Genomic DNA, 23,782 nt, shown 5'->3' with positions numbered 1-23,782 from the left:
CGCTATCTCAAGGGTAGGAATTGCCGCCGGGCAACGCTAAGAGGGGCGGCACAGGTGAAGTTGAAGGCATCCAAGTGGACTGGTACACAAGCGTTTTTGAACTTATCGACATGCGCAGCTTCAGCAACCTCTGGTTCTGGGTCGCCCTTGCGGTTCTGTGGTCCTCTGCCAGTCACTGGGTGTTGGGTGTACCTTGGGACATGGTCCTGAGAGCGGGCAGGGTCGGTGGCCAGCCTGCGGCAGACATGGAAACGATGGTCCGTATCAACAGTGAGCGGATCCTGTATATTACGCGGGAATCCGGCGTGCTGATGACCGGCTTTGCCGGCTTCGTGTTAACTTTCCTGTTCTTGGTCGGGTTTGTCTATGGGCGCGAGTTTGCGCAGGCCGTGTTCCTGCTCGGCACGCCAATGGCGCTGGTGTGGTTGTTGTCAGTCGGGACTGCGGGACGTGTGCAGAGGCAGGAGTTGTCGGATGCAGCCCTGATCAAACAACTGACACGCCTGCGGTTCTACATCCGCCTTATCGGCATGGCGTCGATCTTTGTCACCGCGACCTGGGGCATGTGGCAGAACATGTCTTCTTCTGCGTTGGGCGGCTGAGCGTACGAAACTGATGGCATCCAGCCCCCATATCACCGTTAGCGGAGCGCCCGAGGGTTTCGATGCGCGGCTGTTGCTCGACGAAGTGGCGCGGTCCGGCGGGTCGGTGCTGCATGTGGCCCGCGACGACAAGCGGCTCGCGGCGATGGCGGCCGCACTACGGTTCTTTGCGCCGGACATGCCGGTGATTGCCTTTCCCGGTTGGGATTGTCTGCCGTTCGATCGTGTGTCGCCCAATGCCGACATCAGTGCCGCGCGTATGGCAACGTTGGCCGCGCTGGTACATGGCATGCCCGGGCAATACGTGCTGTTGACGACGCTAAACGCGGCGACACAGCGGGTGCCGGCGCGCGAAGTCCTGAAAGATGCAGTTTTCCGAGCGCAGGTGAATTACCGCGTGGACGAGGCCGCGCTGCGGGATTTTCTGGTGCGGATGGGGTTCGTGCAGTCGCCTACGGTGACCGAACCGGGCGATTATGCGATTCGGGGCGGGATAATTGATATCTATCCGCCGGGCACGGGCGGTCCGGTGCGGCTTGATCTGTTTGGTGACGTTCTGGACGGGATCCGCCGGTTTGACCCGGCAACGCAGCGGACCACAGAAAAGCTGACTCAGATCGAACTGGCCCCGGTGTCCGAAGTGATCCTCGATGAGGCGGCCATCACACGTTTTCGCCAGAACTACCGCATCGAATTCGGCTCTGCGGGGACCGATGATCCGCTCTATGAGGCGGTCAGTGCGGGGCGGAAACATCAGGGTGTCGAGCATTGGCTGCCATTCTTTCATGCGCGACTGGAAACCATATTCGATTATCTGCCAGAGGCGACGGTCACGCTTGACGATCAGGTGACGCCCAGCCGCATTGCCCGCTGGGACAGTATCGCCGACCAATACGAGACCCGCCGCGAGGCGCTGAAGAACAAGGCGCGTGGTGACAGCGTCTACAAGCCTGTGGCGCCCGGCTTGCTATATCTTGATGACGCTGCATGGCAGGCAGCGGTGGCGTCGCGTCGTGTACTGCAGTTGTCGGCACTGCCACAGGCCACCGGAGCAGGTGTTACGGATGCGGGCGGGCGTTTGGGTCGCAATTTCGCGCCAGAGAGACAGCAGGAAAGCTTGAGCCTTTTCGGGGCGTTGAAGACGCACATTGATGCAAAACTGGGGCAGGGCCCGATCCTGCTGGCGTGCTACTCGGAAGGCGCGCGAGAGCGGCTTGAGGGGCTGTTGGAGGACGAAGGTCTGGTCGGGGCCGTCACTGTCAAGGACGCGGGGCGGCTGGGCAAGCGCGGATTGCATTTGGCTGTCTGGGCGCTGGAGCATGGCTTTGAGGGGCCATATGAGAGCGGTCGGCTGACGGTCATCGCCGAACAGGACATTTTGGGTGATCGCCTGATCCGCGCCCCTAAACGGCGACGCCGCGCCGACAACTTCCTGACTGAGGCGCAAAGCCTGAGTCCCGGCGATCTGGTCGTGCATGTCGATCACGGTGTCGGGCGCTATCACGGGTTGGAAGTGATCTCGGCGCTGGGGGCGGCGCATGAATGTCTTGCGTTGGAGTACGCCGAGGGCGCGCGGCTTTACCTACCGGTGGAAAACATCGAACTGCTCAGCCGATTCGGCCACGAAGAGGGCCTGCTGGACAAGCTCGGCGGTGGCGCGTGGCAGGCCAAGAAAGCCCGGCTCAAAGAGCGCATCAAGGAGATGGCCGACCGGCTGATCCGCATTGCCGCAGAGCGCGCGCTGCGCCGCGCCCCGGTGATGGAGCCCGAGCATCACGCGTGGGAGGCGTTTTCAGCCCGTTTTCCCTATGCCGAAACGGATGACCAGCTGCGCGCGATCGAGGATGTCATTGCCGATCTGGGGGCAGGCACGCCGATGGATCGCCTGATTTGCGGCGATGTCGGATTTGGCAAGACCGAAGTGGCGATGCGTGCCGCGTTCGTCGCGGCGATGTCGGGGATGCAGGTCGCGGTGATCGCACCCACCACGTTGCTGGCACGGCAACACTATCAGGGCTTCGCCGAGCGGTTTCGCGGCTTCCCCATCTCGGTGCGCCCGCTGTCACGCTTTGTCGGGGCCAAAGAGGCGGCAGCCACCCGCGAGGCGCTGTCGCGCGGCACCGTTGATATCGTCGTCGGTACCCACGCGCTCTTGGCCAAGAGCATTCGGTTCAAGAACCTCGGCCTGCTGGTCATCGACGAAGAGCAACGTTTTGGCGTGGCGCACAAGGAGCGTCTCAAGGCGCTGCGATCAGATGTGCATGTTCTGACGCTGACCGCGACGCCGATCCCGCGTACGCTGCAACTGAGCCTATCAGGCGTGCGGGACCTTAGCATTATCGGCACACCGCCTGTCGACCGCCTGTCGATCCGCACCTATGTCAGCGAGTTTGACGGCGTCACCATCCGCGAGGCGCTGTTGCGCGAGCATTATCGCGGCGGGCAGAGCTTTTACGTGGTGCCGCGTATCTCGGATCTGCCGGAAATCGAGGATTTCCTGACCGCACAGCTACCCGAACTCAGCTATGTCGTGGCCCATGGCCAGATGGCGGCGGGAGAACTCGACAGCCGGATGAACGCGTTTTACGACGGCAAATACGATGTTCTGCTGGCCACAACCATTGTCGAATCGGGACTGGATATTCCGACCGCCAACACGATGGTCATCCACCGCGCGGACATGTTCGGGCTCAGCCAACTCTATCAGATCCGGGGCCGGGTCGGACGCTCAAAAACGCGCGCTTATGCCTATCTCACCACCAAGCCACGGATGAAACTGACACCTGCCGCCGAAAAGCGCCTGCGCGTGCTGGGTAGCCTCGACACGCTCGGTGCAGGTTTCACGCTGGCCAGCCAAGATCTCGATATTCGCGGTGCAGGCAATCTGCTGGGCGAAGAGCAGTCAGGCCAGATGCGCGATGTGGGGTACGAATTGTACCAATCCATGCTCGAAGAGGCGATTGCCAAGATCAAAGCCGGCGAAATGGAAGGCCTCAGTGAGGCCGACAGCCAATGGGCACCACAGATCAACCTTGGTGTACCCGTGCTGATCCCCGAGGAGTATGTGCCCGATCTGGATGTGCGCCTCGGTCTTTACCGCCGCCTCAGCAGCCTTCAGACCAAGGTTGAGCTGGAAGGATTCGCGGCAGAACTGATTGACCGTTTTGGCAAGCTGCCGCGTGAAGTGAATACGTTGATGCTGGTCGTGCGGATCAAGGCGATGTGCAAACGTGCAGGGATTGCCAAACTTGACGGCGGACCCAAGGGCGCCACGATCCAGTTCCACAACGACAAATTTGCATCGCCTCAGGGGCTGGTCGAATTCATCGAGGCGCAAAAAGGGCTGGCGAAAGTGCGCGACAACAAGATCGTCGTGCGCCGCGACTGGCGCAAGGATAGCGACAAGATCAAAGGCGCCTTTGCCATTGCCCGCGATTTGGCAGAGAAGGTCGCGGCTGCGCGCAAACCAACCCGTAAATAAAACCGGGTGCTTTTTCTTGCCGGAAATACCCCCGCCGGAGGCGGCGGTGCATCGGAAAACAAGCAAGAGATAAGGGCAGGACACCCCCGCAGGCCTAAAGCACCAAATCACTGACCTGCGCGCCGAAGGCGCTCAATCAGATCAGGCTAACCTTTGTCGTTGTCCTGTGCCGCCTTAAAGGCCCTGACCTTGGCAAGTAGAATTTGCCGCGCCTTGATGTTGGCGCGGCGCACTCGAACCGCCGTCAGAAACGCCTCTTCGGCGGTTTGTGACGTGGCACCCATCATCTGTGCCAGTTCGTCCACCAGATCCTCGTCACCCGTCAGATCGATCGCCTTCAGGACGTCCTGCGCAAGCGCGTCGGCCAGATCCTCGGTCACGCCCATCGGTCAGCGTGTGCCTTCTGTCAGGCGACGCTTAACATAGGAGGTGACCGTGCTGATCATCGTGTCCATATGCGGCTCTTCAAAGAAGTGGCCGGAATCGGGCACTTCGTCATGCTGGACCGTGATCCCTTGTTGTTCATGCAGCTTTGCCACCAGCGCGGTGGTGTCCGCCGGTGGGGCCACGCGGTCATTGCTGCCATTGATGATCAGGCCCGAGGATGGGCAGGGCGCAAGGAATGAGAAATCATACATGTTGGCCGGTGGCGATACGCTGATAAACCCGGTGATCTCCGGGCGTCGCATCAAAAGCTGCATGCCGACCCAGGCACCAAAGGAGAATCCTGCCACCCAGCAATGCTTGGAATTGGCATTCATCGATTGCAGGTAGTCGAGCGCCGACGCTGCGTCGGACAACTCTCCGACGCCCTGATCATATTCACCTTGGCTGCGTCCGACGCCGCGGAAATTGAACCGCAGCACGGTAAACCCCATGTTGTAGAAGGCGTAATGCAGATTATAGACGACCTTATTGTTCATCGTTCCGCCAAACTGCGGATGCGGATGCAGGACGATCGCGATTGGTGCGTCTTTTTCCTTTTGTGGATGGTAGCGGCCTTCGAGACGGCCCTCTGGGCCGGGAAAGATTACCTCGGGCATTCAGGTCCCTTTTTCCTTGCGTTGTCGTGTCAACTCGCACATGCGGGTATTCTTGACGAAATCCCGCCTGCACTTTAGAATCATTCTAAACTTAACCCGGGACGATGCCGGGCACTCTGGCTGCATGCGAGATAAGCGTTGCGCGGCGCAAGGTCAATCTTTTCAAGGGGGACGGCAGATGAAGCTCAGCACGAAAGGGCGCTACGCGATGGTCGCGCTTGCCGATATCGCACTTCAACCCGAGGGCGCGCTGGTCACGCTCGGAGATGTGTCGCGTCGTCAGGACATTTCGCTACCCTATCTCGAGCAGTTATTCGTCAAGCTGCGCCGCGCCGATCTGGTGGCATCTGTGCGCGGCCCGGGCGGAGGATACCGCCTGTCGCGGCCTGCGTCCGAAATCCGTGTGGCCGAAGTTCTGGCAGCAGTGGATGAAACGGTTGATGCTTTGCACAAGGGCGCCGGAGCATCCGGCGGGGCGTCCGGCAGTCGGGCACAATCGGTGACCAATCGGCTCTGGGAAGGGCTGAGTGCGCATGTTTATGTCTTTTTGCATCAGGCCCGGCTGAGTGACGTGGTGGGCAATTCGCTGGCACCATGCCCGGCGGTTCCGATCCTGTTTGCCGTCGTGGACGAGGATTGAGCGTGATTTGCGTCAAAGGGATTGCGCCGCCTGCGGCGTCGCGCAGGGATAGGTGCGGCTGTGCCACCCCCGCAGGCCTGCGGTGCGCGTATTTTTGCAAAGAAGACTGGTGGGCAACGCTATGACCGCGCGGATCTATCTGGATCACAATGCGACGGCACCTCTGCGGCCCGGCGCGCGCGATGCGATGATCGCCGCGATGCAGCTTGTCGGCAATCCGTCAAGCGTGCATGCCGAAGGTCGTGCGGCCAAGGCCTTGGTCGAGCGGGCGCGGGCGCAGGTCGCGGCGGCGATCGGGGCAGAGGGGGCGGATGTGGTCTTTACCTCCGGCGCGACCGAAGCGGCGGCTCTGGCTTGCTCGGGGCGCGACCTTTCGGGGGCGGCCATTGAACATGACGCGGTGGGGGCTTGGGCCGATGACAGCCTGATGGTCGGAGCAGACGGGCGCGTATCGGTGAATTCTCCGGAGAGGTCGACGTTGCAGTTGGCGAATTCGGAAACGGGCGTGGTACAGAGCCTGCCGCAGGGTCTGGCCGTCAGCGACATGACGCAGGGTTTTGGCAAAGTACCAGTTGCCTTTAACTGGGCAGGCACGGAAATGGCACTGATATCCGCGCACAAGATCGGCGGACCAAAGGGTATAGGGGCGCTGGTGTTGCGGCGCGGCACTGAGATTGCTGCGCAAATCAGGGGCGGAGGTCAGGAAATGGGGCGCCGCTCGGGGACCGAGAATATCATCGGTATCGCGGGATTTGGCGCTGCGGCTGAGGCGTCGGCGCAGGATCTGGCGGATGGTGTTTGGGATCGGGTTGAGAAACTTAGAAACATTCTAGAAAAGACCATTGCAGCCCGCGCAAAAGAGACTATTTTTGTCGGGAAAGATGCGCAGCGCTTGCCGAATACGTCTTGCATACTTACGCCGGGCTGGAAGGGCGAGACTCAGGTGATGGCGATGGATCTGGCCGGATTTGCCATTTCCGCAGGCAGTGCGTGTTCCAGCGGCAAGGTTCGCGCTAGTCGCGTGTTGATGGCGATGGGGTATTCGGCGGATGACGCGGCCTCGGCCATTCGGGTTTCTTTGGGGCCTGAGAACACTGAAGAAGATGTATTGCGCTTTGCCGATAGCTGGCTGAAGCGCCTTGAGAAACACCGCGCCCGCACGGCGTGAAGGAAAGGAAGAGACGCATGGCGGCTTTGGATAACGATCAGGTCAAGGACGGCGTCGATCAGGAAACGGTTGATGCAGTCCGCGAAGTTGGCGGGGCATACAAGTATGGCTGGTCCACTGATATCGAAATGGAATACGCGCCCAAGGGCCTGACCCCGGACATCGTAAGGCTCATTTCCGAAAAGAACGAAGAACCTGAGTGGATGACCGAGTGGCGGCTGGAAGCCTACGCGCGTTGGTTGACCAAGAAAGAGCCTGACTGGGCGATGGTCGATTATCCCGAGATCGATTTTCAGGATCAGTATTACTATGCGCGTCCAAAATCGATGGAGGTCAAACCGAAATCGCTGGACGAGGTCGATCCCAAGCTGTTGGAAACTTACAAAAAACTCGGCATCCCATTGAAAGAGCAGATGATTCTTGCTGGTGTCGAGGGTGCAGAGGATGTTCCCGCCGAGGGGCGCAAGGTGGCCGTCGATGCGGTGTTCGACAGCGTATCGGTCGGCACGACCTTTCAGGCGGAATTGAAAAAGGCCGGTGTGATCTTTTGCTCGATTTCCGAGGCGATCCGCGAATACCCCGATTTGGTCCGCAAGTATCTGGGGACTGTCGTGCCGGTTTCGGACAACTTTTATGCCACGCTCAATTCGGCGGTGTTCTCTGACGGGTCGTTTGTCTACGTGCCGCCCGGCGTGCGCTGCCCGATGGAGCTAAGCACCTATTTCCGCATTAATGCCGAGAATACCGGCCAGTTCGAGCGGACGCTGATCATCGCGGACAAGGGCAGCTATGTCAGCTATCTGGAAGGCTGCACTGCACCTGCACGTGATATTGCACAGCTACATGCGGCCGTCGTCGAGATCATCATCGAGGAAGACGCCGAGGTGAAATACTCGACCGTGCAGAACTGGTACCCCGGTGATGAGGACGGCAAGGGCGGCATCTACAACTTTGTCACCAAACGCGCCGATTGCCGAGGTGACCGGGCCAAGGTGATGTGGACCCAAGTGGAAACCGGATCAGCCGTAACGTGGAAATACCCCAGCTGTATCCTGCGCGGCGACGACAGCCAGGGAGAGTTTTACTCCATCGCGATCGCCAACAACATGCAACAGGCCGATACCGGCACCAAGATGGTCCACCTAGGTAAACGTACGAAATCGCGGATCGTGTCCAAGGGGATCAGCGCGGGCAAGGCGCAGAACACCTATCGCGGATTGGTAAGTATGCACCCTAAGGCCAAGGAATCGCGCAATTATACCCAATGCGACAGTTTGCTGATCGGCGATAAATGCGGGGCACATACCGTGCCTTATATCGAAGTGCGCAACAATTCGTCCCGCGTCGAGCATGAGGCGACGACATCCAAGGTGGACGACGATCAGATGTTCTATTGCCGTCAGCGCGGCATGGACGAGGAAGAGGCGGTTGCGCTGGTGGTAAACGGCTTCTGCAAGGACGTATTGCAGGCGCTGCCGATGGAATTCGCGATGGAGGCGCAGCAATTGGTTGCGATCTCGCTTGAAGGCTCCGTTGGCTAATACAGTGGCTGGCCTAAACATCATAGAGCGATCCTGTGGGGCGCGCGATGAGTGACATTGCGCCCGTATCCCGACCGGAATTGACCATGCCCGATGCAGAGGCGGCGCATATCGCGCGCACCTATGCTGAGGCGTCAGTCATTCTGGAGTACGGCAGTGGGGGATCCACCGTTCTGGCGTCGGAGATGCCGGGCAAAACCGTGTTTTCAGTCGAGAGCGATGAAAACTGGGCGGATATGATGCGCGGCTGGTTTGCACAATCCCCGCCTGTGTCGGGGTCCAAGGTCGAGGTCGTCTGGGCAGATATCGGTCCGACCCGCGAATGGGGATATCCCGAGACGGACGCCGAATGGCAACGCTACGCGCGATATCCGTTGGCGATCTGGGACAAGCCGCATTTTCAACAACCCGACGTGGTGCTGGTCGATGGCCGCTTTCGCACTGGGTGCGCGATGGCCACTGCATTCAGAACCACGCGCCCGGTACGTTTGCTGGTAGATGATTACAAACGGCGCAAGGGCTATCACCGGATTGAGGAGTTCCTCGGCGCCCCGCAATTGATTGGGCGCATGGCAGAGTTCGAGGTTACGCCGATGGCGATACCTGCGGACCGACTGCTGACGATTATTCACATGATGACGCGGCCCTGAGGGGCGCAAAACCGTATAGAAGATAGGGGCAAAAAATGCTTGAGATCAAGAACCTGCATGTCGACCTTGAAGAAGAGGAAAAGACCATCCTGAAGGGTGTGAACCTGACGGTGGACGCTGGCAGCGTGCATGCAATCATGGGCCCCAACGGGTCAGGCAAATCGACGCTGAGCTATGTTCTGTCTGGCCGTGATGGCTATGAAGTGACCGAAGGCAGCGCCGCATTGGATGGCGAAGATATTTTGGAAATGGAGCCCGAAGAGCGCGCGTCGGCGGGCCTGTTTCTGGCATTTCAATACCCGGTCGAGATCCCCGGTGTGGGCAACATGACTTTCCTACGCACGGCTGTGAACGCGCAACGCAAGGCGCGCGGTGAAGACGAGATGAGTGCGACGGATTTCCTGAAGCTGATCCGCGCCAAGGCCAAAGACCTGAAGATTGACGCCGATATGCTGAAGCGTCCCGTCAACGTTGGTTTTTCGGGTGGCGAAAAGAAGCGTAATGAGATTCTGCAAATGGCGATGCTAGAGCCAAAGATGTGCATCCTTGACGAGACCGACTCGGGTCTGGACGTGGACGCGATGAAGCTGGTCAGTGACGGTGTGAACGCCTTGCGCGATGCTGGACGAGCGTTCCTTGTTATTACGCATTATCAACGGCTTCTGGACCACATCAAACCTGATGTCGTGCACATCATGGCCGATGGGCGCATTGTTAAATCGGGCGGCCCCGAGCTGGCGATGGAAGTTGAGAAGAACGGTTATTCGGACCTGCTGTCGGAGGTCGCGTGATGGCGATTGCAAAGACAAAACAGGATGCCACCGAGGCGCGGCTGGCCGCGCTCGATGTGCCAATTGGATCCGGCTGGGCAACCAGCGCACGTCAGGACGCGCTGGCGCGTGTCACAACGATGGGCTTGCCCGACCGCCGGGATGAATATTGGAAATTCACCCGCCCGGACACACTGGTGCAGCCTAACGCGCCAGAAGCGGCCCTGTTTGATCCCAAGGAAACGCCAGTCTTTGATGCGCTGGATCGGCTCAAGATCGTCTTTGTCGACGGTGTGTTTGATCCCGAGGCAAGTGATGACCTGACGCTGGAAGCCGTGCAGATCGAACGGCTGGCAGATGTCACTCAGGCCGATATACACTGGGCACGTGATATTTATGGTGTTCTGGAAACGCGCGGGCAAGACCCGGTTGCACGTCCGTTGGCCGCACTGAACACGGCGGCGGCGACGGATGGGATCGTGATGCATGTCACGGGAAAGGTCAGCAAACCAATTAACCTGATTTACCACCATAAATCAACTACATCCGACGCAATTCTGCACCATTTGGTCAAGCTGGAACCAGAGGCATCGATCACGTTGCTGGAAACTGGCCCGGCTGCGGCGCGCATCAACAAGTCCATGGAAGTCGACGTCGCCGATCGCGCGGCGTTCCATCACGTGCGCGTGCAAGGGCGCGATCACGAGCGGCGGGCAGTGACCCATATGTTTGCGCGGCTGGGCGAAGAAAGCTGCTTTAAATCCTTTACCATGACCGCCAACGGGATGCTTACACGCAATGAATGCGTGATCGAATTGACCGGCGATGATGCGATGGCCCATGTCGCCGGGGCGGCAATGGGGGATGGTGATTTCGTGCATGATGACACGGTGTTCGTCACGCACGACGCCGAACGCTGCGAAAGTCGGCAGGTGTTCAAGAAAGTGCTGCGCAACGGGGCCACGGGTGTGTTCCAAGGCAAGATTTTGGTCAAGGCTGGCGCACAGAAAACCGACGGTTACCAGATCAGTCAATCACTGCTGCTGGACGGGGACAGCCAGTTTCTGGCCAAGCCGGAACTGGAAATCTACGCCGATGATGTCGCATGTTCGCATGGTTCGACGTCTGGGGCGATTGACGAAGAGGCGCTGTTTTATCTGCGGGCGCGCGGTGTGCCACACGGTCTTGCGACCGACCTGCTGACACTCGCGTTTCTTGCCGAGGCGGTGGATGAGGTCGAGGACGAGGCGCTGCGCGAAGAGGTTGTCGGACATCTGACCGGCTGGTTGGAACGCAGGCGCGGCTGATGCCGGTCACACGTGACATCGTGGCCACCTATGGCGGACCCCGGCGGGTGCTCCGCCGTCAGTTGGCTATGGGCCCACGCGAGGATCGTGCGCTTGCTGTTCTGATGGCGGGCTGCGTGATCGTGTTCGTCGCCCAGATGCCGCGTCTGGCGCGGCAGGCGCATCTTACCGGCGAAGAGTTGAATCCGCTGCTGGGCGGCACCTTGTTGGCGTGGATATTCATCGCGCCGCTGATCCTTTATGCGCTCGCATTGTTAACGCATTGGGCTGCGCGGGCGTTCGGGGGCAAGGGCAGCCCCTATGGCGCGCGCATGGCGCTCTTTTGGGCATTGCTGGCATCATCGCCGCTGATCTTGCTTAACGGATTGGTTGCGGGCTTTATCGGTCCCGGTCCAGCTCTGACGCTGGTTGGGTTGGCGTGGTTGGCCGTCTTCGGATGGTTCTGGGGCGCTAACCTTTATGAGGCGGAGTGGGGTGTGCCATGATGAACCGGGATTACTTCGTCGACCTGACGAAAGAGACGTTATTCGCCCCACGCAATGCTGCGAGTCGAATTTTGGGGCTAAACCTGCCGTCACAAAGCCTGTGGATGATACTGGTTCTGATGACGGTTCTGAATGCGATTGCCTATTCCGCCTCTCTATATCTGTCACCTCCGGCTGATCCGGCGACTATGGCAATGGTGCCCCCGATATTCAGATCGCCCTTGCTGTTCTCCATGGCATTGGGCGGGGCGTTGGTGCTTACGGTGTTCGCACTTACTTGGATCGGGCAGTCGATGGGCGGCAGCGCAAGGTTGGTCGATATTCTGGCGCTGATGACGTGGCTACAGGTGCTGCGGTTCGCGTTGCAGTTGGTGGTCGCAGTGCTGATGCTGGTTGCGCCGTTCCTAGGGGGATCCTCGTGTTGGTCGCCTCGGTCTGGGGACTGGTCATTTTGGTCGTCTTCATCGACAGCGCGCATGGCTTTGCAAATCTGTTCAAGGCAACAGGTGTTCTCATCACTACCGTCTTTGCCATCGTGGTCGGGCTGTCGGTGATCCTAGGCGTCATAGGCGCTGCCGTTTTTGCAGGAGTGAGCTAATGCTCGATATTGCCAATGTCAGGGCGGACTTTCCTATTCTCGCACGAGAAGTGAATGGCAAGCCTCTGGTTTATCTTGATAATGGTGCTTCGGCGCAAAAGCCGCAGGTGGTGATTGATGCGATCACCACGGCCTATTCGCACGAGTATGCAAACGTGCATCGCGGCCTGCATTACCTTAGCAATGTCGCAACCGAGAAGTACGAAAACGTGCGTGGTACCATTGCGCGGTTCCTGAATGTTGCCGACGAAAATCAGATCGTGCTGAATACTGGCACGACCGAAGGCATTAATATGGTTGCCTATAGCTGGGCCATGCCACGGTTCGAGCCGGGCGACGAGATCGTGCTAAGCGTGATGGAGCATCACGCCAATATCGTGCCGTGGCATTTTCTGCGCGAGCGTCAGGGGGCGATCCTGAAGTGGGTCGATGTGGACAGCAACGGCGCGCTTGATGCCCAGACTGTGATCGACGCCATTGGACCGCGTACAAAGCTGATCGCAATATCCCACCTTTCCAACGTTCTGGGAACCAAAGTGGATGTGAAGGCGATTTGTGCGGCCGCTCATGCACGCGGCGTGGCAGTACTGGTGGATGGCAGTCAGGCGGCGGTGCATATGCCGGTCGATGTGGATGATCTGGGCTGCGATTTCTATGCCATCACCGGTCACAAGCTGTATGGACCGTCCGGTTCGGGTGCTATTTTTGTACGAAAGGACCGACTGGCGGAAATGCGCGCGTTCATGGGCGGTGGCGACATGATCCGCGAAGTATCCAAGGATGCGGTCAGCTACAACGATCCACCAATGAAATTCGAGGCAGGAACCCCCGGTATCGTGCAGACCATCGGGCTGGGCGCCGCGCTGGAATACATGATGTCACTGGGGATGGATAACATCGCCGCCTACGAGGCGGGCCTGTGCAGCTACGCGCAAACCCGATTGGGCGGGCTGAACTGGTTACAGGTGCAGGGTAACGCGCCGGACAAGGCCGCGATCTTTAGCTTTACTCTGGATGGGGCAGGTCATGCGCATGACATATCCACGATCCTAGACAAAAAGGGCGTGGCGGTGCGGGCGGGGCATCATTGCGCGCAGCCACTGATGGAGCATCTGGGCGTGACCGCGACCTGCCGGGCGTCCTTTGGACTTTATAATACCGAGGCTGAAGTGGATGCGCTGGTGGATGCATTGGAACTGTGCCACGATTTGTTCGCCTGAACGGCGGTTGCAAAAGGCCGGACTGCGGGTGCAGATTTGGCGTTGCGGGCCACGGCCTGCCGGGCTATATCGCCACGCAGGCACCTGTAGCTCAGCTGGATAGAGCGCTGCCCTCCGAAGGCAGAGGCCAGAGGTTCGAATCCTCTCAGGTGCGCCATTTCACAGTTCTATGGCACGCGAATTTTCGCAAGGCCGCACGTTGGCGTGTTCGTCAGCCGTGCAGGCCGAGTGTTTCGGAATCCGCGAGGTATGGGTTCTCGGCGCGGCCAGCTTCGTAGGCTTCTGGCGTGATTTCCGCGTAAAGGAGGGCATCACCAGTTTCGGGGGCTTGTGCCAATACCGCGCCGTCGGGGGCGGCTATGGAAGAACATCCCTGATAGGTGAACGCCTCGTCACTATCGGCATGGTTTGCATAGGCGATGAATATCTGATTTTCAAAGGCCCGTGTGCGGATCACATGTTGTGCGATGAATGCGCCGGATGCCCCTTGGGGCAGGGCGGTTGGCACAGCGATGAGTTGCGCACCGGCACGCGCAAGTCGACGGGCGTTTTCCGGAAACTCGATATCAAAGCAGATCAGTATGCCGACCCGCAGCCCGCCCAGATCCGCGATGATGGTCGAGGGGCCGGGGCTGACGAAGTGTTGTTTCTCGTAGTCGCCATATAGGCAGGTTTTGCGATAGATCACCGGGGCGGCGTCGCTGCGCGCATCAATCGCCAACGCACTGATATGATGTGTGCCGTCGCGCGTTTCAGGAAAACCCGCAATGAGGCTGATGCCGAGGCTGCGCGCGATTTCGGTCAGTTCCCTAGACCAGTTTCCGTCTGCCTCCTGCGTCAGATCGTCGAACGCCGCGCCGCGCCCATAGCCGGAAAGGGCGAGTTCAGGAGCGATCAGCAGGTCTGCGCCGTTGTCTGATGCAGTCTGCATCGCGTCTTTGATCCGGGCGGGGCGGGTGGCGTGATCGCCAATCGCTGACATCTGGAACATGGCGAGTTTCATGGTGCGATCTCCTGACCTGTCAGAGCGTAAAGTCGATGCACAACCGACCCGTCACTTCACCGCGCTTGAGCTGGTCGAGTGCCGCGTCAACGCCAGAAAGCGGCAGTGTCTGGACATCGATGGGCAGCGGGTGACGCGCGGCGAAATCGAGAAACTCGATCATGTCCTGCCGAGTCCCCACAGATGAGCCCAGAACGCGATGCCCGCCGTCGATCAACCACATCATAGACAGGTCCACAGGTTCGTGAACCATGGCGACAGCGACGACTGCACTCATCGGGTTGACCGCGTCGCGCACGGTGTTCCAGACGGCGGGGCTGGGGGCAAAGTTGATCGTTACATCCGCGCCACCGGCGGCCTTGACTGCGGTTCCGGCATCGCGACCTGCGGGAATGACGTGATCGGCACCAAGCGCCTGCGCGCTCTCCAGTTTGGCCGGGTCTTTGTCCACCACGAAAACCCGCGCGCCGCGGGCCTTGGCGATCATCACTGCATATTGTCCAAGGCCACCTGCGCCGATAATCAGGACATTGTCGCGCGGGCCTGTCTCGGCGCGAGCCAGAGCTGACCACGCGGTGAGGCCCGCGCAGAGCAGCGGTGCGCCTTTGATCGGGTCGATTGCTTCGGGGATCGGGATGGTAAACGCCGTGGGTGACAATGCGTATTCGGCAAAGGCACCATCGCGCTGGACGCCGCGTGCGGTCTGGCTGGTGCAGAATGTTTCCCACCCGCTGCGACACGGTTTGCACGCAAGGCAAGTATCATAAAGCCAAGGCAGGCCGACGCGCGTGCCGATTTCCGGCGCATCGGGCGTATTCTCTCCGATCTGAACGACGCGGCCGATCCCCTCGTGGCCAAAGATCACGGGGTAGTAGTCGTCCGGCAGGTTTTCCTGACCGTCGCGCAGATGCAGATCGGAATGACAAACACCGCAGCTTTCCAGTTTGACCAGCACTTCGCCGGGGCGGGGTTGCGGTGTCGCGACCTGACGCAGAACCAGAGGGGCACCGGGGCCGTCACTAATGGCGGCTGTCATCATGCGAGGAGGGGTATTTGTCATCTCTGTGTCCTTGATAGGCGGTCAGGTGTCGGCGCATGGATCACGCGCTTTTGTGCACCCTAGTCGGCGGATCGGCGCAGGCAAATAGGTCATTGCAATTTAATACATTTGCCGTTTTCAATGGATGGATGAAATTAACCGGCTCTGACATCCATCTGCTAAGCGTTTTTGACAGCGTCGTGCGCAATGACGGCTTTTCTGCTGCGCAGATCGAACTGGGCATCAGCCAGCCGACCATTTCCAATCACATCACGGCGCTCGAAGAGCGGCTGGGTGTCAAGCTGTGCCAACGGGGGCGGCGTGGTTTTATGCTGACCGAAAAAGGTCGGATGGTGCATGAGATCGGGCAGGCGCTGCTGGATGGGTTGAACACGCATTCGGCGCATCTGGCGGAACTGCGGGGCAATCTGGTTGGCCAACTCAAGATCGCGATGGTTGATGCCATAACGACCGATCCGGGGTGCAAGCTGCCCGAGGCGATCCGCAGCTTTACCCAAGCGGCCCCGGCGGTACGCATCGATCTGTCGATTTCGAACCCGCAGGACATTATGGCAGGGTTGCTGGACGGCAGTTACCATATCGGTTTTGGCAGCTTTGATAATCTGGTTTCAGGGCTGCATCTGACGGATTTGTATGTGGAGCCGCATGCGCTTTATTGTGCCGATACGCATCCGTTCTTTGCGCGCAAGGATGTGGATATCACTGACGCGGAGATCGAGGATACGCCTTGGGTGCATCGCGGATACTGGAGCCAGCAACGCATGAAATCCTATGCTGCATCGGATGAGGACAGGATCGTTCGGCAAATCGAATCGCAGTTGATGATGGTCCTCAGTGGCGGGTATCTGGGCCTGCTGCCTGAACATCTGGCGGCCTCTTTTGAGGTTGACGGGCGCTTGCGGCGGATGGCCTGCGAGACGTTCAACTTTGGCTGCCCGATGCAGTTGATCCGGCGGTCGGGGGCCGTGCCCAAGGTGATCGAGCGGTTCTGGCAGACATTGCAGGCGTGCTATCCTTGATTTCACATTTGGATATGCAAATGTAAAATTTCTATGATCGTTATTTTTCGAATGCGGCCGCCCTGCTTATGGTCGCTGATGTCGGTCTCGCTGCGAGGCCAAGGGAGAGAGCGCCGAATGCCAGAAGATATCACAGCCGCCCGGTTCAATCAGCCACTGGGTGGCAATGACATGCCGCGTTTCGGCGGCGAGACGACGATGATGCGGTTGCCCTCGCAGAAGACAGCCGAAGGTCTGGATGCGTGCTTTGTCGGGATTCCGATGGATATTGGTGCATCGAACCGCGCGGGCACGCGCCATGGCCCGCGCGCGATCCGAGCCGAGAGCTGCATGATGCGTCCTTTCAATATGGCTACGGGTGCCGCGCCTTTTGCAAAAATGCAGGTCGCCGATATTGGTGATGTCGCGATCAATACGTTCGACCTGAAGAAAACAGTCGACATCATCACCGCAGCCTACGATGAGATTTTGCGTCATGACACTGTGCCGCTGACGCTGGGGGGGATCATACGCTCACCTACCCGGTGCTGCGGAGTATTGCGAAAAAGCACGGACCCGTCGCACTGATCCACATTGACGCCCATTCAGATACCAATGACGAAATGTTCGGCGAACGGATCGCTCATGGCACGCCTTTCCGGCGGGCGGTCGAGGATGGGCTATTGCTGAATGACAAGGTGTTCCAGATCGGATTGCGCGGCACGGGTTATGCGCCTGACGATTTCGACTGGGGGCGTGAACAGGGCTTTACCGTCGTTCAGGCCGAAGAATGCTGGCACAAATCGATGACGCCGCTGATGGCAGACATCCGCGCGCAGATCGGGGATGCGCCGGTTTACCTGACTTACGATATCGACAGTCTCGACCCGGCCTTTGCCCCCGGTACCGGCACGGTCGAGATTGGTGGGCTGACCACCATGCAGGCGCTGGAGATCGTGCGCGGCTGCAAGGGGCTGAATGTGGTCGGTGCTGATTTGGTGGAGGTGTCTCCGCCTTATGATACGACAGGGGCGACGGCGATGATCGGCGCGAACCTGCTCTATGAAATGCTCTGTGTCCTGCCAAAGACTTGGGCCTGAGCCAAATCCAACAAGGAGAGACTACAGATGACACGTACCCTTTCACGTCGCCGCTTTATGGGCACTGCCGCCGCGACAGGCGCAGTAGCGCTGAGCGCACCGTCAATCCTGCGCGCAGCAAATGGTCCGATCAAGGTCGGCACCTATGGCGGTTTTTTCGAAGAGAGCTTTAAACAGTTCATCTTTCCCGAGTTCACAGCAGCGACCGGCATCGAGGTGAATTCGATGGCGGTGCCCACCGGCGAGACTTGGCTGGTGCAGATCAAGAACGCGGCCCGCGCCAAGACTGCCCCCGCCGATGTGTCGCTGATGGCGGGTACACCGCGCAACGAGGGCGCGCAGCAGAAACTGTTCCAGACACTGGACGAATCCAAGCTGCCGAACCTCAGCAACCTAAACGACCGTTTTCAGGATCGCTATGACGATGGCGGGCTATACGGCGTCGGGGCGCTGTCGTGGTATATAACGCTGTGCACCAACTCTGACGAGATCCCCGAGGCACCGACCAGCTGGGCGGCGCTGTGGGATGAGCAGTACAAAGACCAGATCGGTGTGCTGGGGCTGGCTTCCAACTCCTTCCTGCTGGAAGTCACCGCTGCGACGCATTTTGGCGGCACCGATATCCTGAGCACAAAGGACGGCATCCAGCAATGCTTTGACAAGATTGCGGAAATGGTTCCGAATGTACGTCTGTGGTACAAGGACGAGGGCGCGTTCCAGCAGGCATTGCAGGATGGCGAAATTCCGATGGGGCAATATTACCATGACGTGGCTGGCCTCGCCGCTGCCGAAGGTTTCCCGGTTGTGTCAACCTTCCCCAAAGAGGGCGGCGTGCTCGACAGTGGTTATTGGATCGTACCGCAATACGTAGAGCCGCTGGACGAAGTTCACGCATTCATTGATTTCATGTCCACGCCGGAAACGCAGGCACTGCTTGCGCGCAATGTCGGCACAGCGCCGGTCGTCAATGCCGAATTGACCGACCTGACCGAAGAAGAACTGGCCGCTGTCGGCAGCCCCAAGGATCCGATCATCCCGCGTTATGACATCTATCAGGAACATGCTGACTGGATTTCGGATACTTGGAACCGGGTCATCGCAGGTTAACAGCCACGACAGAAAATCCGGGCCTGCCTTGTGAGGCGGGCCCGACTAATCAACAACGGGGGGAGGGCGCATGTCGGGTCTCATCATCGAAGGCGTCACCAAGAAATTCGGCAGTGTTACCGCCGTTGAAGATGTGAACCTGCATTTCAAGACCGGCGAGATGGTTTGTTTTCTCGGCCCGTCGGGGTGCGGCAAGACCACGCTCTTGCGGATGATCGCGGGGCTCGAAGAGCCGACCACCGGCAGCATCAGTTTCGAGGGGCGCGACCTGACGCGCGTGCCCGTGCACCAGCGCGATATTGGCATGGTGTTTCAGTCCTTTGCCCTGTTTCCGCATCTGAGCGTCGGAGAGAACATTACCTACGCGATGCGCATTCGAGGCCATTCGCGGTCTGAACGCGAGGATCGCGCGCGCGAATTGTTGGATATGATGCATTTACCCGGTGTCGCCGACCGCCGCATCGGTCAGTTATCGGGCGGGCAGCGGCAGCGTGTGGCGATTGCACGGGCGCTGGCGCTGAATCCGCAGGTGTTTTTGCTGGACGAGCCGATGTCGGCGCTGGATGCCAACCTGCGCGAGGCGATGCAGATTGAGCTGCGGAAGCTGCAACAGGAACTGGGCATTACAACGGTCGTGGTGACTCATGATCAGACCGAGGCGATGACCATGGCCGACGAGATCGTGGTGATGGGCCGTGCAAAGGTGCTGCAAACCGGCACGCCCATGGATATCTACAAAAAACCGGTGGACAAGTTCGTGGCTGGGTTCATCGGAACCAGCAACCTATTGCCCGCCCGGATGAGTGCCGAGAACGCGGTGCGCGTCGGCGATGCCGAGCTTAGGGTCGAGAGTGGCGCCGCAGGCCAGCCCACAGGCACAGACGTATTGCTGATGACACGTCCCGAAGAGGTGTTCGTGCGTCCGGCTGCAAGCAACCCACCGGCAAATGCGGTTGCCGGCACGGTCAGCTTTGTTCGCGATATCGGTGCGACGATTGAAATCCTTGTGGATTGCAACGGGCACGAGGTGATCTCGGTCTTGACGCCAAAGGACTGGCCGGATGTGCGGATCGGTGACGCCGTGACGGTGGAAATGCCAGTCGGTGCCTGCACCGTTCTGGCAGCCTGAGGCGCGGGGGGATGCAACAGGGCAGCAGCTTTACCCGCAGTCTCGGTCTGATCCCGTCGTCGGTGATGATCGGGATCTTCTTTTTCGTACCGTTCGTTTTGATCCTGATGACGAGCGTTTCGGTGCCATCGGAAACCGGCGACTATCAGCTCGGCTTTAGCATGGAGCATTTCGAACGCTTCGCGACGTGGTTCTATATCGAGCGGGCGTTGTTTTCGGCGGGGCTGTGTGCGCTGATCGCACTGCTGAGCCTGCTGATCGCCTATCCATTTACCTATATGCTGACCCAGTTCGGGCCGCGTTCGCAAACCTTGTGGCTGATCTACATTCTCGCGCAATTGTCGCTGTCGGAAGTGTTGATTGCGTTTAGCTGGCAAATCCTACTGTCGCGCACGGGGGGGATCGCCAATATTCTGGTCATGGTCGGTCTGGCCGAGAAAAGTTTTGCCATGACACCATCGGCAGGGGCGGTTCTGGCAGCCTTGGTTTATCTGGCCGTGCCGTTTTCGGTGCTGTTGCTTTACCCGGCGCTCAGCCGGTTGGACAAAAGCCTGATCGAGGCATCGCGCACTCTGGGCGCGTCGCCGCTGCGCACATTCTTTACGGTAGTGATGCCGGTCACGCGCCCTGCAATCATTTCCAGTGGCGTGACCATATTCGTGTTGACGCTGGGCGCGATCATCGTGCCGCAGGTGCTGGGCAAGCCCGAGCATTGGACATTATCGGTGCTGATCACCGATCAGGCGATTTTTAACTTTAACATGCCCTTTGCGTCGGCTCTTGCGGTCGTGCTGCTGGCGCTCAGTGCCAGCGTGATCGCCGTGGTTACCAAATTCTCGGGGGGCAAATGATGACCTTTATGCGCCGCCTCTATCTGCTGATCTTTGCGCTTTACCTGATCGGCCCGATTGTCGTGATCACCGCCGTGTCGTTCAACGAAAAACGCTTTCTGGCCTTTCCGCCGCGCGGGTTCTCATTCCGCTGGTACGCCGAGATTTTCGTGGCGAGCGATTGGTTCAACGCATTGTTGAATTCGCTGATGATCGCGCTGGCCTCGGCCACGCTGGCGGTTTTGATTGCGATGCCGGTGGCCTATACGGCGTGGCGCTATGGTCTGCGCTATGCCAAGGCGCTGTTCGCGCTTGGGATCGCGCCGTTTATCCTTCCGCCCGTGATCATGGCATTGGGGTTCTTGTTACTGTTTACCAGTGCGGGGATGCATGGCCTGCTGATTAATGTGATCATCGCCCATGCGATTTTCTTGCTGGCGTTGCCCTTGGTCACGATTTCGCTGGGATTGGAGAGTGTCGATAAATCGTTGATAGAGGCCAGCCAAACCATGGGCGCCAGTAATGCCGTGGTGTTCCGCACCGTGATCCTGCCGATCGCGGCGCCGTTTGCCTTTGCCGGGTTTGCGTTCTGTTTCGTGCTTAGCCTGAATGAATATATCATCGCGTTGATGACGGTGGGCTTTACGGTCGAGACGCTGCCGATCAAGATTTTCAACGCCTTGCGCTATGGGTACACACCGGTGATCGCCTCTATCGCGGTGCTGTTTTTGCTGATCAACATCGCTGTGTTCAGCCTGATCGCTAAGTTTTCCAACCTCACGCGCATTCTGGGCGCGCAGGATTAAGGCGCGTTCGCTATGCCCCATGATCATCCCGATCACGACCCGCTGGAGGAAGGCGCGGCCCTGCGCGTGCGCGCGCTCGAAGAGCTTATGATCGCTAAGGGGCTGGTAGATCCCGCCGCGCTGGATGCCATTGTCGAATATTATGAACGTGAAACTGGCCCGCGGAATGGTGCGGCGGTGGTGGCGCGTGCCTGGACTGATCCAGATTATCGCGCATGGCTATTGCGCGACGGCACCGCTGCGATTGCCGATATGGGGTTTTCCGGGTTTCAGGGGGAACATATCCGCGTTCTGGAAAACACGTACGAGGTGCATAACCTCGTCGTCTGCACGTTATGCTCTTGCTATCCGTGGCCTGTTCTTGGCCTGCCGCCGACATGGTACAAGAGTGCAGCGTACCGTTCACGCGCCGTTCGCGAACCGCGCAGCGTGCTGGCCGAGTTTGGCGTGGTGTTGCCCGAGGATATGCAGGTGCGCGTTTGGGATAGCACCGCCGAAATCCGTTATCTGGTTTTACCGCAGAGGCCGGAAGGGACGGACGGGCAGGATACTGCCACGCTGGCCACGATGGTCACGCGTAACGGCATGATCGGTACGGCACGACTGTAAGGGGGGCGTTAGATGGACGGTATCCATGATATGGGCGGCATGCACGGGTTCGGCCCTGTACCCACCGACGCTAACGAGGTGTTCAGCGCCGATTGGCAAAAACGCGCCTTTGCGCTGACCGAGACCATTGCGTGGTCGGCACCGTTTAATTCTGACCAACACCGCCATGCGATCGAAAGGATGCCTCCGCCGCAGTATCTGACTGCGAACTATTTCGAAAAATGGGCGATTGGTTGTCAGACTCTGTTACTGGAGGCCGGTCTGGTTGATGCAGAGGAACTGGCAACGGGTCGAAAGCGGTTTGATGTGCCGGACGGGCATGGACCTGTCGCGGCGAAGGAGTTGGTCAAAGCGACCCATGCCGGGGGGGGCGATGTCTTATCCGCCCGAAACCGCGGACCCCAAATTTGCCATTGGTCAGCGTGTACGCGCGCGCGACGATTGCCCGGCAGGGCATACCCGCGTGCCGCGCTACGTACGCGGGCATGTTGGTGTTATCGAAGCAGAGCTGGGGATTTTCCAGTTTGCCGATGCGATGGCGCGCGGCGACGGGCCTGATCCGCATCATTGCTATACGGTTCGTTTTAGTGCTGCGGACCTATGGGGGAGTGGGGCAGAGCGCGGCGCAACGGTTTTTCTCGACCTCTGGGAGCCATATCTTGACCCCGCTTGAGGCGCATAAGCAGACGATGGATGACATCGCGGCGGTGATCCCCGACATATGTGGCGATGGTCCGCTGTTTCGCGCGCCGTGGCAGGCCCGCATCTTTGCTTTGATTGTGGGCTGCGTGCATGCGGGGCACGTGCCCTGGGCCACGTTTCAAGCGCGTCTCGCCCGCGAGATTACCGAGATGGAGAAAGCCGCGCCGTCCGGGGCTGCGCAAAGTGTCGAGAACGAGTATTTTGAGTGTTGGTTGCAGGCCGCCGAAGCGACACTGCAAGCCGAGGGGGTGATTGCGGAGGGCGACATCGCGGCGCAGATCGCTGACCTGCGCGTTGCGATAGCCGCCATTCGCACGGCTCAATCCACCCCGGCGGGGTTCTCGACGTCCCGGCCGAGGGCGGCAAGGTCAGAGTAACGATCCCCGATCCGGTGATGCGGACGCCCGCCGGTGGCGGCCCCCAGTGCGACCACGATTTCATCATGCGCAGGGGCGTCATAGATTGAAAACTGTACGGTCAGATAGTGCGATCGCCGCCCGGTGTCATGCTTGTCCATCAGCGGCACCTGTATTTGCGTGTTCGCTGGTCCGCGCGTGTTGGTAAAGCCCAGATAGCTCTTGGCACCCACGGCCTCGCGGTAGAAATTGCCATATTGCAGCGTATGGATCAGGGCAGAAGCATGTTCCAGTTCGCAATCGGTGCCGGCGATGCAGGCCTTGCCATAGGCCTCGATTGCGTCGCCGGAACCTGCCAGCGCGATGAGGCGGTCGGTCAGCATCCGGCCCAATGGAGGGGCGAGACGTTTGATTTCGGGTGCAAGGTCCTCGACATATCCTTGGCCATGCCACGGGTTGCGCAAAACGGCGGCCACGCCGATCATCCGCAGAATGGGGTCAGCGGCGCGCTCGCCTTCGCGATGGATGTCCTCGTCAAAGGTGACGACTTTTCTCAGTTCAGGAAACATAGATTACC

24 protein-coding genes, 1 tRNA gene and 2 pseudogenes are annotated in these 23,782 nt (G+C 59.4%); 22 read left to right on the top strand and 5 right to left on the bottom strand.

Going from position 1 to position 23,782, the window contains the following annotated elements:
* The first annotated feature begins 74 nt into the window (after positions 1 to 74).
* Entirely contained in the window at positions 75 to 602 is a 528-nt protein-coding gene (locus N7U68_RS04135; protein WP_263048327.1) for a component of SufBCD complex, read from the top strand.
* A gap of 13 nt (positions 603 to 615) precedes the next feature.
* On the top strand, positions 616 to 4,083 hold the full coding sequence (gene mfd, locus N7U68_RS04130; RefSeq protein WP_263048326.1) for a transcription-repair coupling factor: 3,468 nt from the start codon (positions 616 to 618) through the stop codon (positions 4,081 to 4,083).
* A 146-nt stretch (positions 4,084 to 4,229) separates the two neighbouring features.
* Here the strand turns inward: mfd and N7U68_RS04125 are convergent, their stop codons facing one another.
* Together N7U68_RS04125 and N7U68_RS04120 are read right to left on the bottom strand one after the other, a co-directional pair.
* Positions 4,230 to 4,469 carry a hypothetical protein gene (locus N7U68_RS04125; RefSeq protein ID WP_263048325.1) on the bottom strand — a complete coding sequence of 80 codons (240 nt, stop codon included), beginning with the start codon at positions 4,467 to 4,469 and terminating at the stop codon, positions 4,230 to 4,232.
* A 3-nt stretch (positions 4,470 to 4,472) separates the two neighbouring features.
* Entirely contained in the window at positions 4,473 to 5,126 is a 654-nt protein-coding gene (locus N7U68_RS04120; protein WP_165192031.1) for an alpha/beta hydrolase, read from the bottom strand.
* Between the two features lie 178 nt (positions 5,127 to 5,304).
* On the opposite strand from N7U68_RS04120, the gene iscR reads away from it, so the two are divergent.
* The 10 genes from iscR to N7U68_RS04070 all read left to right on the top strand — a co-directional run bounded on the left by iscR (position 5,305) and on the right by N7U68_RS04070 (position 13,662).
* Entirely contained in the window at positions 5,305 to 5,766 is a 462-nt protein-coding gene (gene iscR, locus N7U68_RS04115; protein ID WP_165192032.1) for a Fe-S cluster assembly transcriptional regulator IscR, read from the top strand.
* 121 nt (positions 5,767 to 5,887) lie between these two features.
* A complete protein-coding gene (locus N7U68_RS04110) occupies positions 5,888 to 6,934 on the top strand; it encodes a cysteine desulfurase family protein (protein ID WP_263048324.1) in 1,047 nt (348 codons plus the stop codon).
* A gap of 17 nt (positions 6,935 to 6,951) precedes the next feature.
* Positions 6,952 to 8,475 carry a Fe-S cluster assembly protein SufB gene (gene sufB, locus N7U68_RS04105; RefSeq protein ID WP_263048323.1) on the top strand — a complete coding sequence of 508 codons (1,524 nt, stop codon included), beginning with the start codon at positions 6,952 to 6,954 and terminating at the stop codon, positions 8,473 to 8,475.
* 47 nt (positions 8,476 to 8,522) lie between these two features.
* Entirely contained in the window at positions 8,523 to 9,125 is a 603-nt protein-coding gene (locus N7U68_RS04100; RefSeq protein ID WP_263048322.1) for a hypothetical protein, read from the top strand.
* Positions 9,126 to 9,160: 35 nt separating this feature from the next.
* The gene (gene sufC / locus N7U68_RS04095; RefSeq protein ID WP_263048321.1) at positions 9,161 to 9,916 is read left to right on the top strand and encodes a Fe-S cluster assembly ATPase SufC; all 756 of its coding nucleotides are present in this window, start codon (positions 9,161 to 9,163) and stop codon (positions 9,914 to 9,916) included.
* Positions 9,916 to 11,202, top strand: a complete 1,287-nt coding sequence (locus N7U68_RS04090) for a SufB/SufD family protein (protein ID WP_263048320.1) — start codon at positions 9,916 to 9,918, stop codon at positions 11,200 to 11,202. Before sufC ends, N7U68_RS04090 begins: the two co-directional genes overlap by 1 nt.
* Positions 11,202 to 11,687, top strand: coding sequence for a YIP1 family protein (locus N7U68_RS04085; RefSeq protein WP_165192038.1), 486 nt, complete (start codon positions 11,202 to 11,204; stop codon positions 11,685 to 11,687). The genes N7U68_RS04090 and N7U68_RS04085 overlap by 1 nt, the downstream gene beginning before the upstream one ends.
* Positions 11,684 to 12,241, top strand: a complete 558-nt coding sequence (locus tag N7U68_RS04080; RefSeq protein ID WP_263048319.1) for a Yip1 family protein — start codon at positions 11,684 to 11,686, stop codon at positions 12,239 to 12,241. The genes N7U68_RS04085 and N7U68_RS04080 overlap by 4 nt, the downstream gene beginning before the upstream one ends.
* Positions 12,242 to 12,284: 43 nt before the next feature.
* Positions 12,285 to 13,505 carry a cysteine desulfurase gene (locus N7U68_RS04075; RefSeq protein ID WP_263048318.1) on the top strand — a complete coding sequence of 407 codons (1,221 nt, stop codon included), beginning with the start codon at positions 12,285 to 12,287 and terminating at the stop codon, positions 13,503 to 13,505.
* 80 nt (positions 13,506 to 13,585) lie between these two features.
* Positions 13,586 to 13,662: transfer RNA gene (locus tag N7U68_RS04070), tRNA-Arg, on the top strand.
* Between the two features lie 54 nt (positions 13,663 to 13,716).
* On the opposite strand, the gene N7U68_RS04065 is transcribed toward N7U68_RS04070, so the two are convergent.
* A complete protein-coding gene (locus N7U68_RS04065) occupies positions 13,717 to 14,508 on the bottom strand; it encodes a carbon-nitrogen hydrolase family protein (RefSeq protein WP_263048317.1) in 792 nt (263 codons plus the stop codon).
* Positions 14,509 to 14,527: 19 nt separating this feature from the next.
* Positions 14,528 to 15,568 (bottom strand): alcohol dehydrogenase catalytic domain-containing protein, encoded by a 1,041-nt coding sequence (locus N7U68_RS04060; RefSeq protein ID WP_263048316.1) that lies wholly within the window; start codon positions 15,566 to 15,568, stop codon positions 14,528 to 14,530.
* Between the two features lie 128 nt (positions 15,569 to 15,696).
* Between N7U68_RS04060 and N7U68_RS04055 the strand changes: the two genes are divergently transcribed.
* From N7U68_RS04055 to N7U68_RS04015, 10 genes and pseudogenes are all read left to right on the top strand, one after another.
* Positions 15,697 to 16,587, top strand: a complete 891-nt coding sequence (locus N7U68_RS04055; RefSeq protein WP_263048315.1) for a LysR family transcriptional regulator — start codon at positions 15,697 to 15,699, stop codon at positions 16,585 to 16,587.
* A 117-nt stretch (positions 16,588 to 16,704) separates the two neighbouring features.
* Positions 16,705 to 17,666, top strand: a pseudogene (gene speB / locus N7U68_RS04050) (agmatinase).
* 27 nt (positions 17,667 to 17,693) lie between these two features.
* The gene (locus N7U68_RS04045) at positions 17,694 to 18,773 is read left to right on the top strand and encodes an ABC transporter substrate-binding protein (RefSeq protein ID WP_165192045.1); all 1,080 of its coding nucleotides are present in this window, start codon (positions 17,694 to 17,696) and stop codon (positions 18,771 to 18,773) included.
* Between the two features lie 70 nt (positions 18,774 to 18,843).
* Positions 18,844 to 19,902 (top strand): ABC transporter ATP-binding protein, encoded by a 1,059-nt coding sequence (locus tag N7U68_RS04040; protein WP_263048314.1) that lies wholly within the window; start codon positions 18,844 to 18,846, stop codon positions 19,900 to 19,902.
* An 11-nt stretch (positions 19,903 to 19,913) separates the two neighbouring features.
* Complete coding sequence (locus N7U68_RS04035) at positions 19,914 to 20,753, top strand: ABC transporter permease (protein ID WP_165192047.1); 840 nt, start codon at positions 19,914 to 19,916, stop codon at positions 20,751 to 20,753.
* Positions 20,753 to 21,538 (top strand): ABC transporter permease, encoded by a 786-nt coding sequence (locus N7U68_RS04030; protein WP_263048313.1) that lies wholly within the window; start codon positions 20,753 to 20,755, stop codon positions 21,536 to 21,538. The genes N7U68_RS04035 and N7U68_RS04030 overlap by 1 nt, the downstream gene beginning before the upstream one ends.
* 12 nt (positions 21,539 to 21,550) lie before the next feature.
* Positions 21,551 to 22,147: a nitrile hydratase subunit alpha gene (gene nthA / locus N7U68_RS04025; RefSeq protein WP_263048312.1), complete on the top strand. Its 597-nt coding sequence runs from the start codon at positions 21,551 to 21,553 to the stop codon at positions 22,145 to 22,147.
* 12 nt (positions 22,148 to 22,159) lie between these two features.
* Positions 22,160 to 22,438, top strand: a pseudogene (locus N7U68_RS21035) (nitrile hydratase subunit beta); the annotation flags it as partial.
* Between the two features lie 82 nt (positions 22,439 to 22,520).
* Entirely contained in the window at positions 22,521 to 22,820 is a 300-nt protein-coding gene (locus tag N7U68_RS04020; protein ID WP_263048311.1) for an SH3-like domain-containing protein, read from the top strand.
* A complete protein-coding gene (locus N7U68_RS04015; protein ID WP_263048310.1) occupies positions 22,807 to 23,226 on the top strand; it encodes a nitrile hydratase accessory protein in 420 nt (139 codons plus the stop codon). Before N7U68_RS04020 ends, N7U68_RS04015 begins: the two co-directional genes overlap by 14 nt.
* On the opposite strand, the gene N7U68_RS04010 is transcribed toward N7U68_RS04015, so the two are convergent.
* Positions 23,169 to 23,774: an amino acid synthesis family protein gene (locus N7U68_RS04010; protein ID WP_165192052.1), complete on the bottom strand. Its 606-nt coding sequence runs from the start codon at positions 23,772 to 23,774 to the stop codon at positions 23,169 to 23,171. The two genes, N7U68_RS04015 and N7U68_RS04010, sit on opposite strands and share 58 nt — an antisense overlap.
* Positions 23,775 to 23,782: the final 8 nt, after the last annotated feature.

The organism is Roseovarius pelagicus (assembly GCF_025639885.1).
In the GTDB taxonomy this organism is placed as follows: Bacteria; Pseudomonadota; Alphaproteobacteria; order Rhodobacterales; family Rhodobacteraceae; genus Roseovarius; species Roseovarius pelagicus.
The sequence above is the reverse complement of the archived record's forward strand: the minus strand, read 5'-3'. Positions and strand labels throughout refer to the sequence as shown.

What these genes read in the sequence shown, in the direction of transcription:
- mfd (WP_263048326.1), top strand. Translation starts at nt 616, where the DNA reads ATGGCATCCAGCCCCCATATCACCGTTAGCGGAGCGCCCGAGGGTTTC.
- N7U68_RS04125 (WP_263048325.1), bottom strand. Translation starts at nt 4,469, where the DNA reads ATGGGCGTGACCGAGGATCTGGCCGACGCGCTTGCGCAGGACGTCCTG.
- N7U68_RS04120 (WP_165192031.1), bottom strand. Translation starts at nt 5,126, where the DNA reads ATGCCCGAGGTAATCTTTCCCGGCCCAGAGGGCCGTCTCGAAGGCCGC.
- iscR (WP_165192032.1), top strand. Translation starts at nt 5,305, where the DNA reads ATGAAGCTCAGCACGAAAGGGCGCTACGCGATGGTCGCGCTTGCCGAT.
- N7U68_RS04110 (WP_263048324.1), top strand. Translation starts at nt 5,888, where the DNA reads ATGACCGCGCGGATCTATCTGGATCACAATGCGACGGCACCTCTGCGG.
- sufB (WP_263048323.1), top strand. Translation starts at nt 6,952, where the DNA reads ATGGCGGCTTTGGATAACGATCAGGTCAAGGACGGCGTCGATCAGGAA.
- N7U68_RS04100 (WP_263048322.1), top strand. Translation starts at nt 8,523, where the DNA reads ATGAGTGACATTGCGCCCGTATCCCGACCGGAATTGACCATGCCCGAT.
- sufC (WP_263048321.1), top strand. Translation starts at nt 9,161, where the DNA reads ATGCTTGAGATCAAGAACCTGCATGTCGACCTTGAAGAAGAGGAAAAG.
- N7U68_RS04090 (WP_263048320.1), top strand. Translation starts at nt 9,916, where the DNA reads ATGGCGATTGCAAAGACAAAACAGGATGCCACCGAGGCGCGGCTGGCC.
- N7U68_RS04085 (WP_165192038.1), top strand. Translation starts at nt 11,202, where the DNA reads ATGCCGGTCACACGTGACATCGTGGCCACCTATGGCGGACCCCGGCGG.
- N7U68_RS04080 (WP_263048319.1), top strand. Translation starts at nt 11,684, where the DNA reads ATGATGAACCGGGATTACTTCGTCGACCTGACGAAAGAGACGTTATTC.
- N7U68_RS04075 (WP_263048318.1), top strand. Translation starts at nt 12,285, where the DNA reads ATGCTCGATATTGCCAATGTCAGGGCGGACTTTCCTATTCTCGCACGA.
- N7U68_RS04065 (WP_263048317.1), bottom strand. Translation starts at nt 14,508, where the DNA reads ATGAAACTCGCCATGTTCCAGATGTCAGCGATTGGCGATCACGCCACC.
- N7U68_RS04060 (WP_263048316.1), bottom strand. Translation starts at nt 15,568, where the DNA reads ATGACAAATACCCCTCCTCGCATGATGACAGCCGCCATTAGTGACGGC.
- N7U68_RS04055 (WP_263048315.1), top strand. Translation starts at nt 15,697, where the DNA reads ATGAAATTAACCGGCTCTGACATCCATCTGCTAAGCGTTTTTGACAGC.
- N7U68_RS04045 (WP_165192045.1), top strand. Translation starts at nt 17,694, where the DNA reads ATGACACGTACCCTTTCACGTCGCCGCTTTATGGGCACTGCCGCCGCG.
- N7U68_RS04040 (WP_263048314.1), top strand. Translation starts at nt 18,844, where the DNA reads ATGTCGGGTCTCATCATCGAAGGCGTCACCAAGAAATTCGGCAGTGTT.
- N7U68_RS04035 (WP_165192047.1), top strand. Translation starts at nt 19,914, where the DNA reads ATGCAACAGGGCAGCAGCTTTACCCGCAGTCTCGGTCTGATCCCGTCG.
- N7U68_RS04030 (WP_263048313.1), top strand. Translation starts at nt 20,753, where the DNA reads ATGACCTTTATGCGCCGCCTCTATCTGCTGATCTTTGCGCTTTACCTG.
- nthA (WP_263048312.1), top strand. Translation starts at nt 21,551, where the DNA reads ATGCCCCATGATCATCCCGATCACGACCCGCTGGAGGAAGGCGCGGCC.
- N7U68_RS04020 (WP_263048311.1), top strand. Translation starts at nt 22,521, where the DNA reads ATGTCTTATCCGCCCGAAACCGCGGACCCCAAATTTGCCATTGGTCAG.
- N7U68_RS04010 (WP_165192052.1), bottom strand. Translation starts at nt 23,774, where the DNA reads ATGTTTCCTGAACTGAGAAAAGTCGTCACCTTTGACGAGGACATCCAT.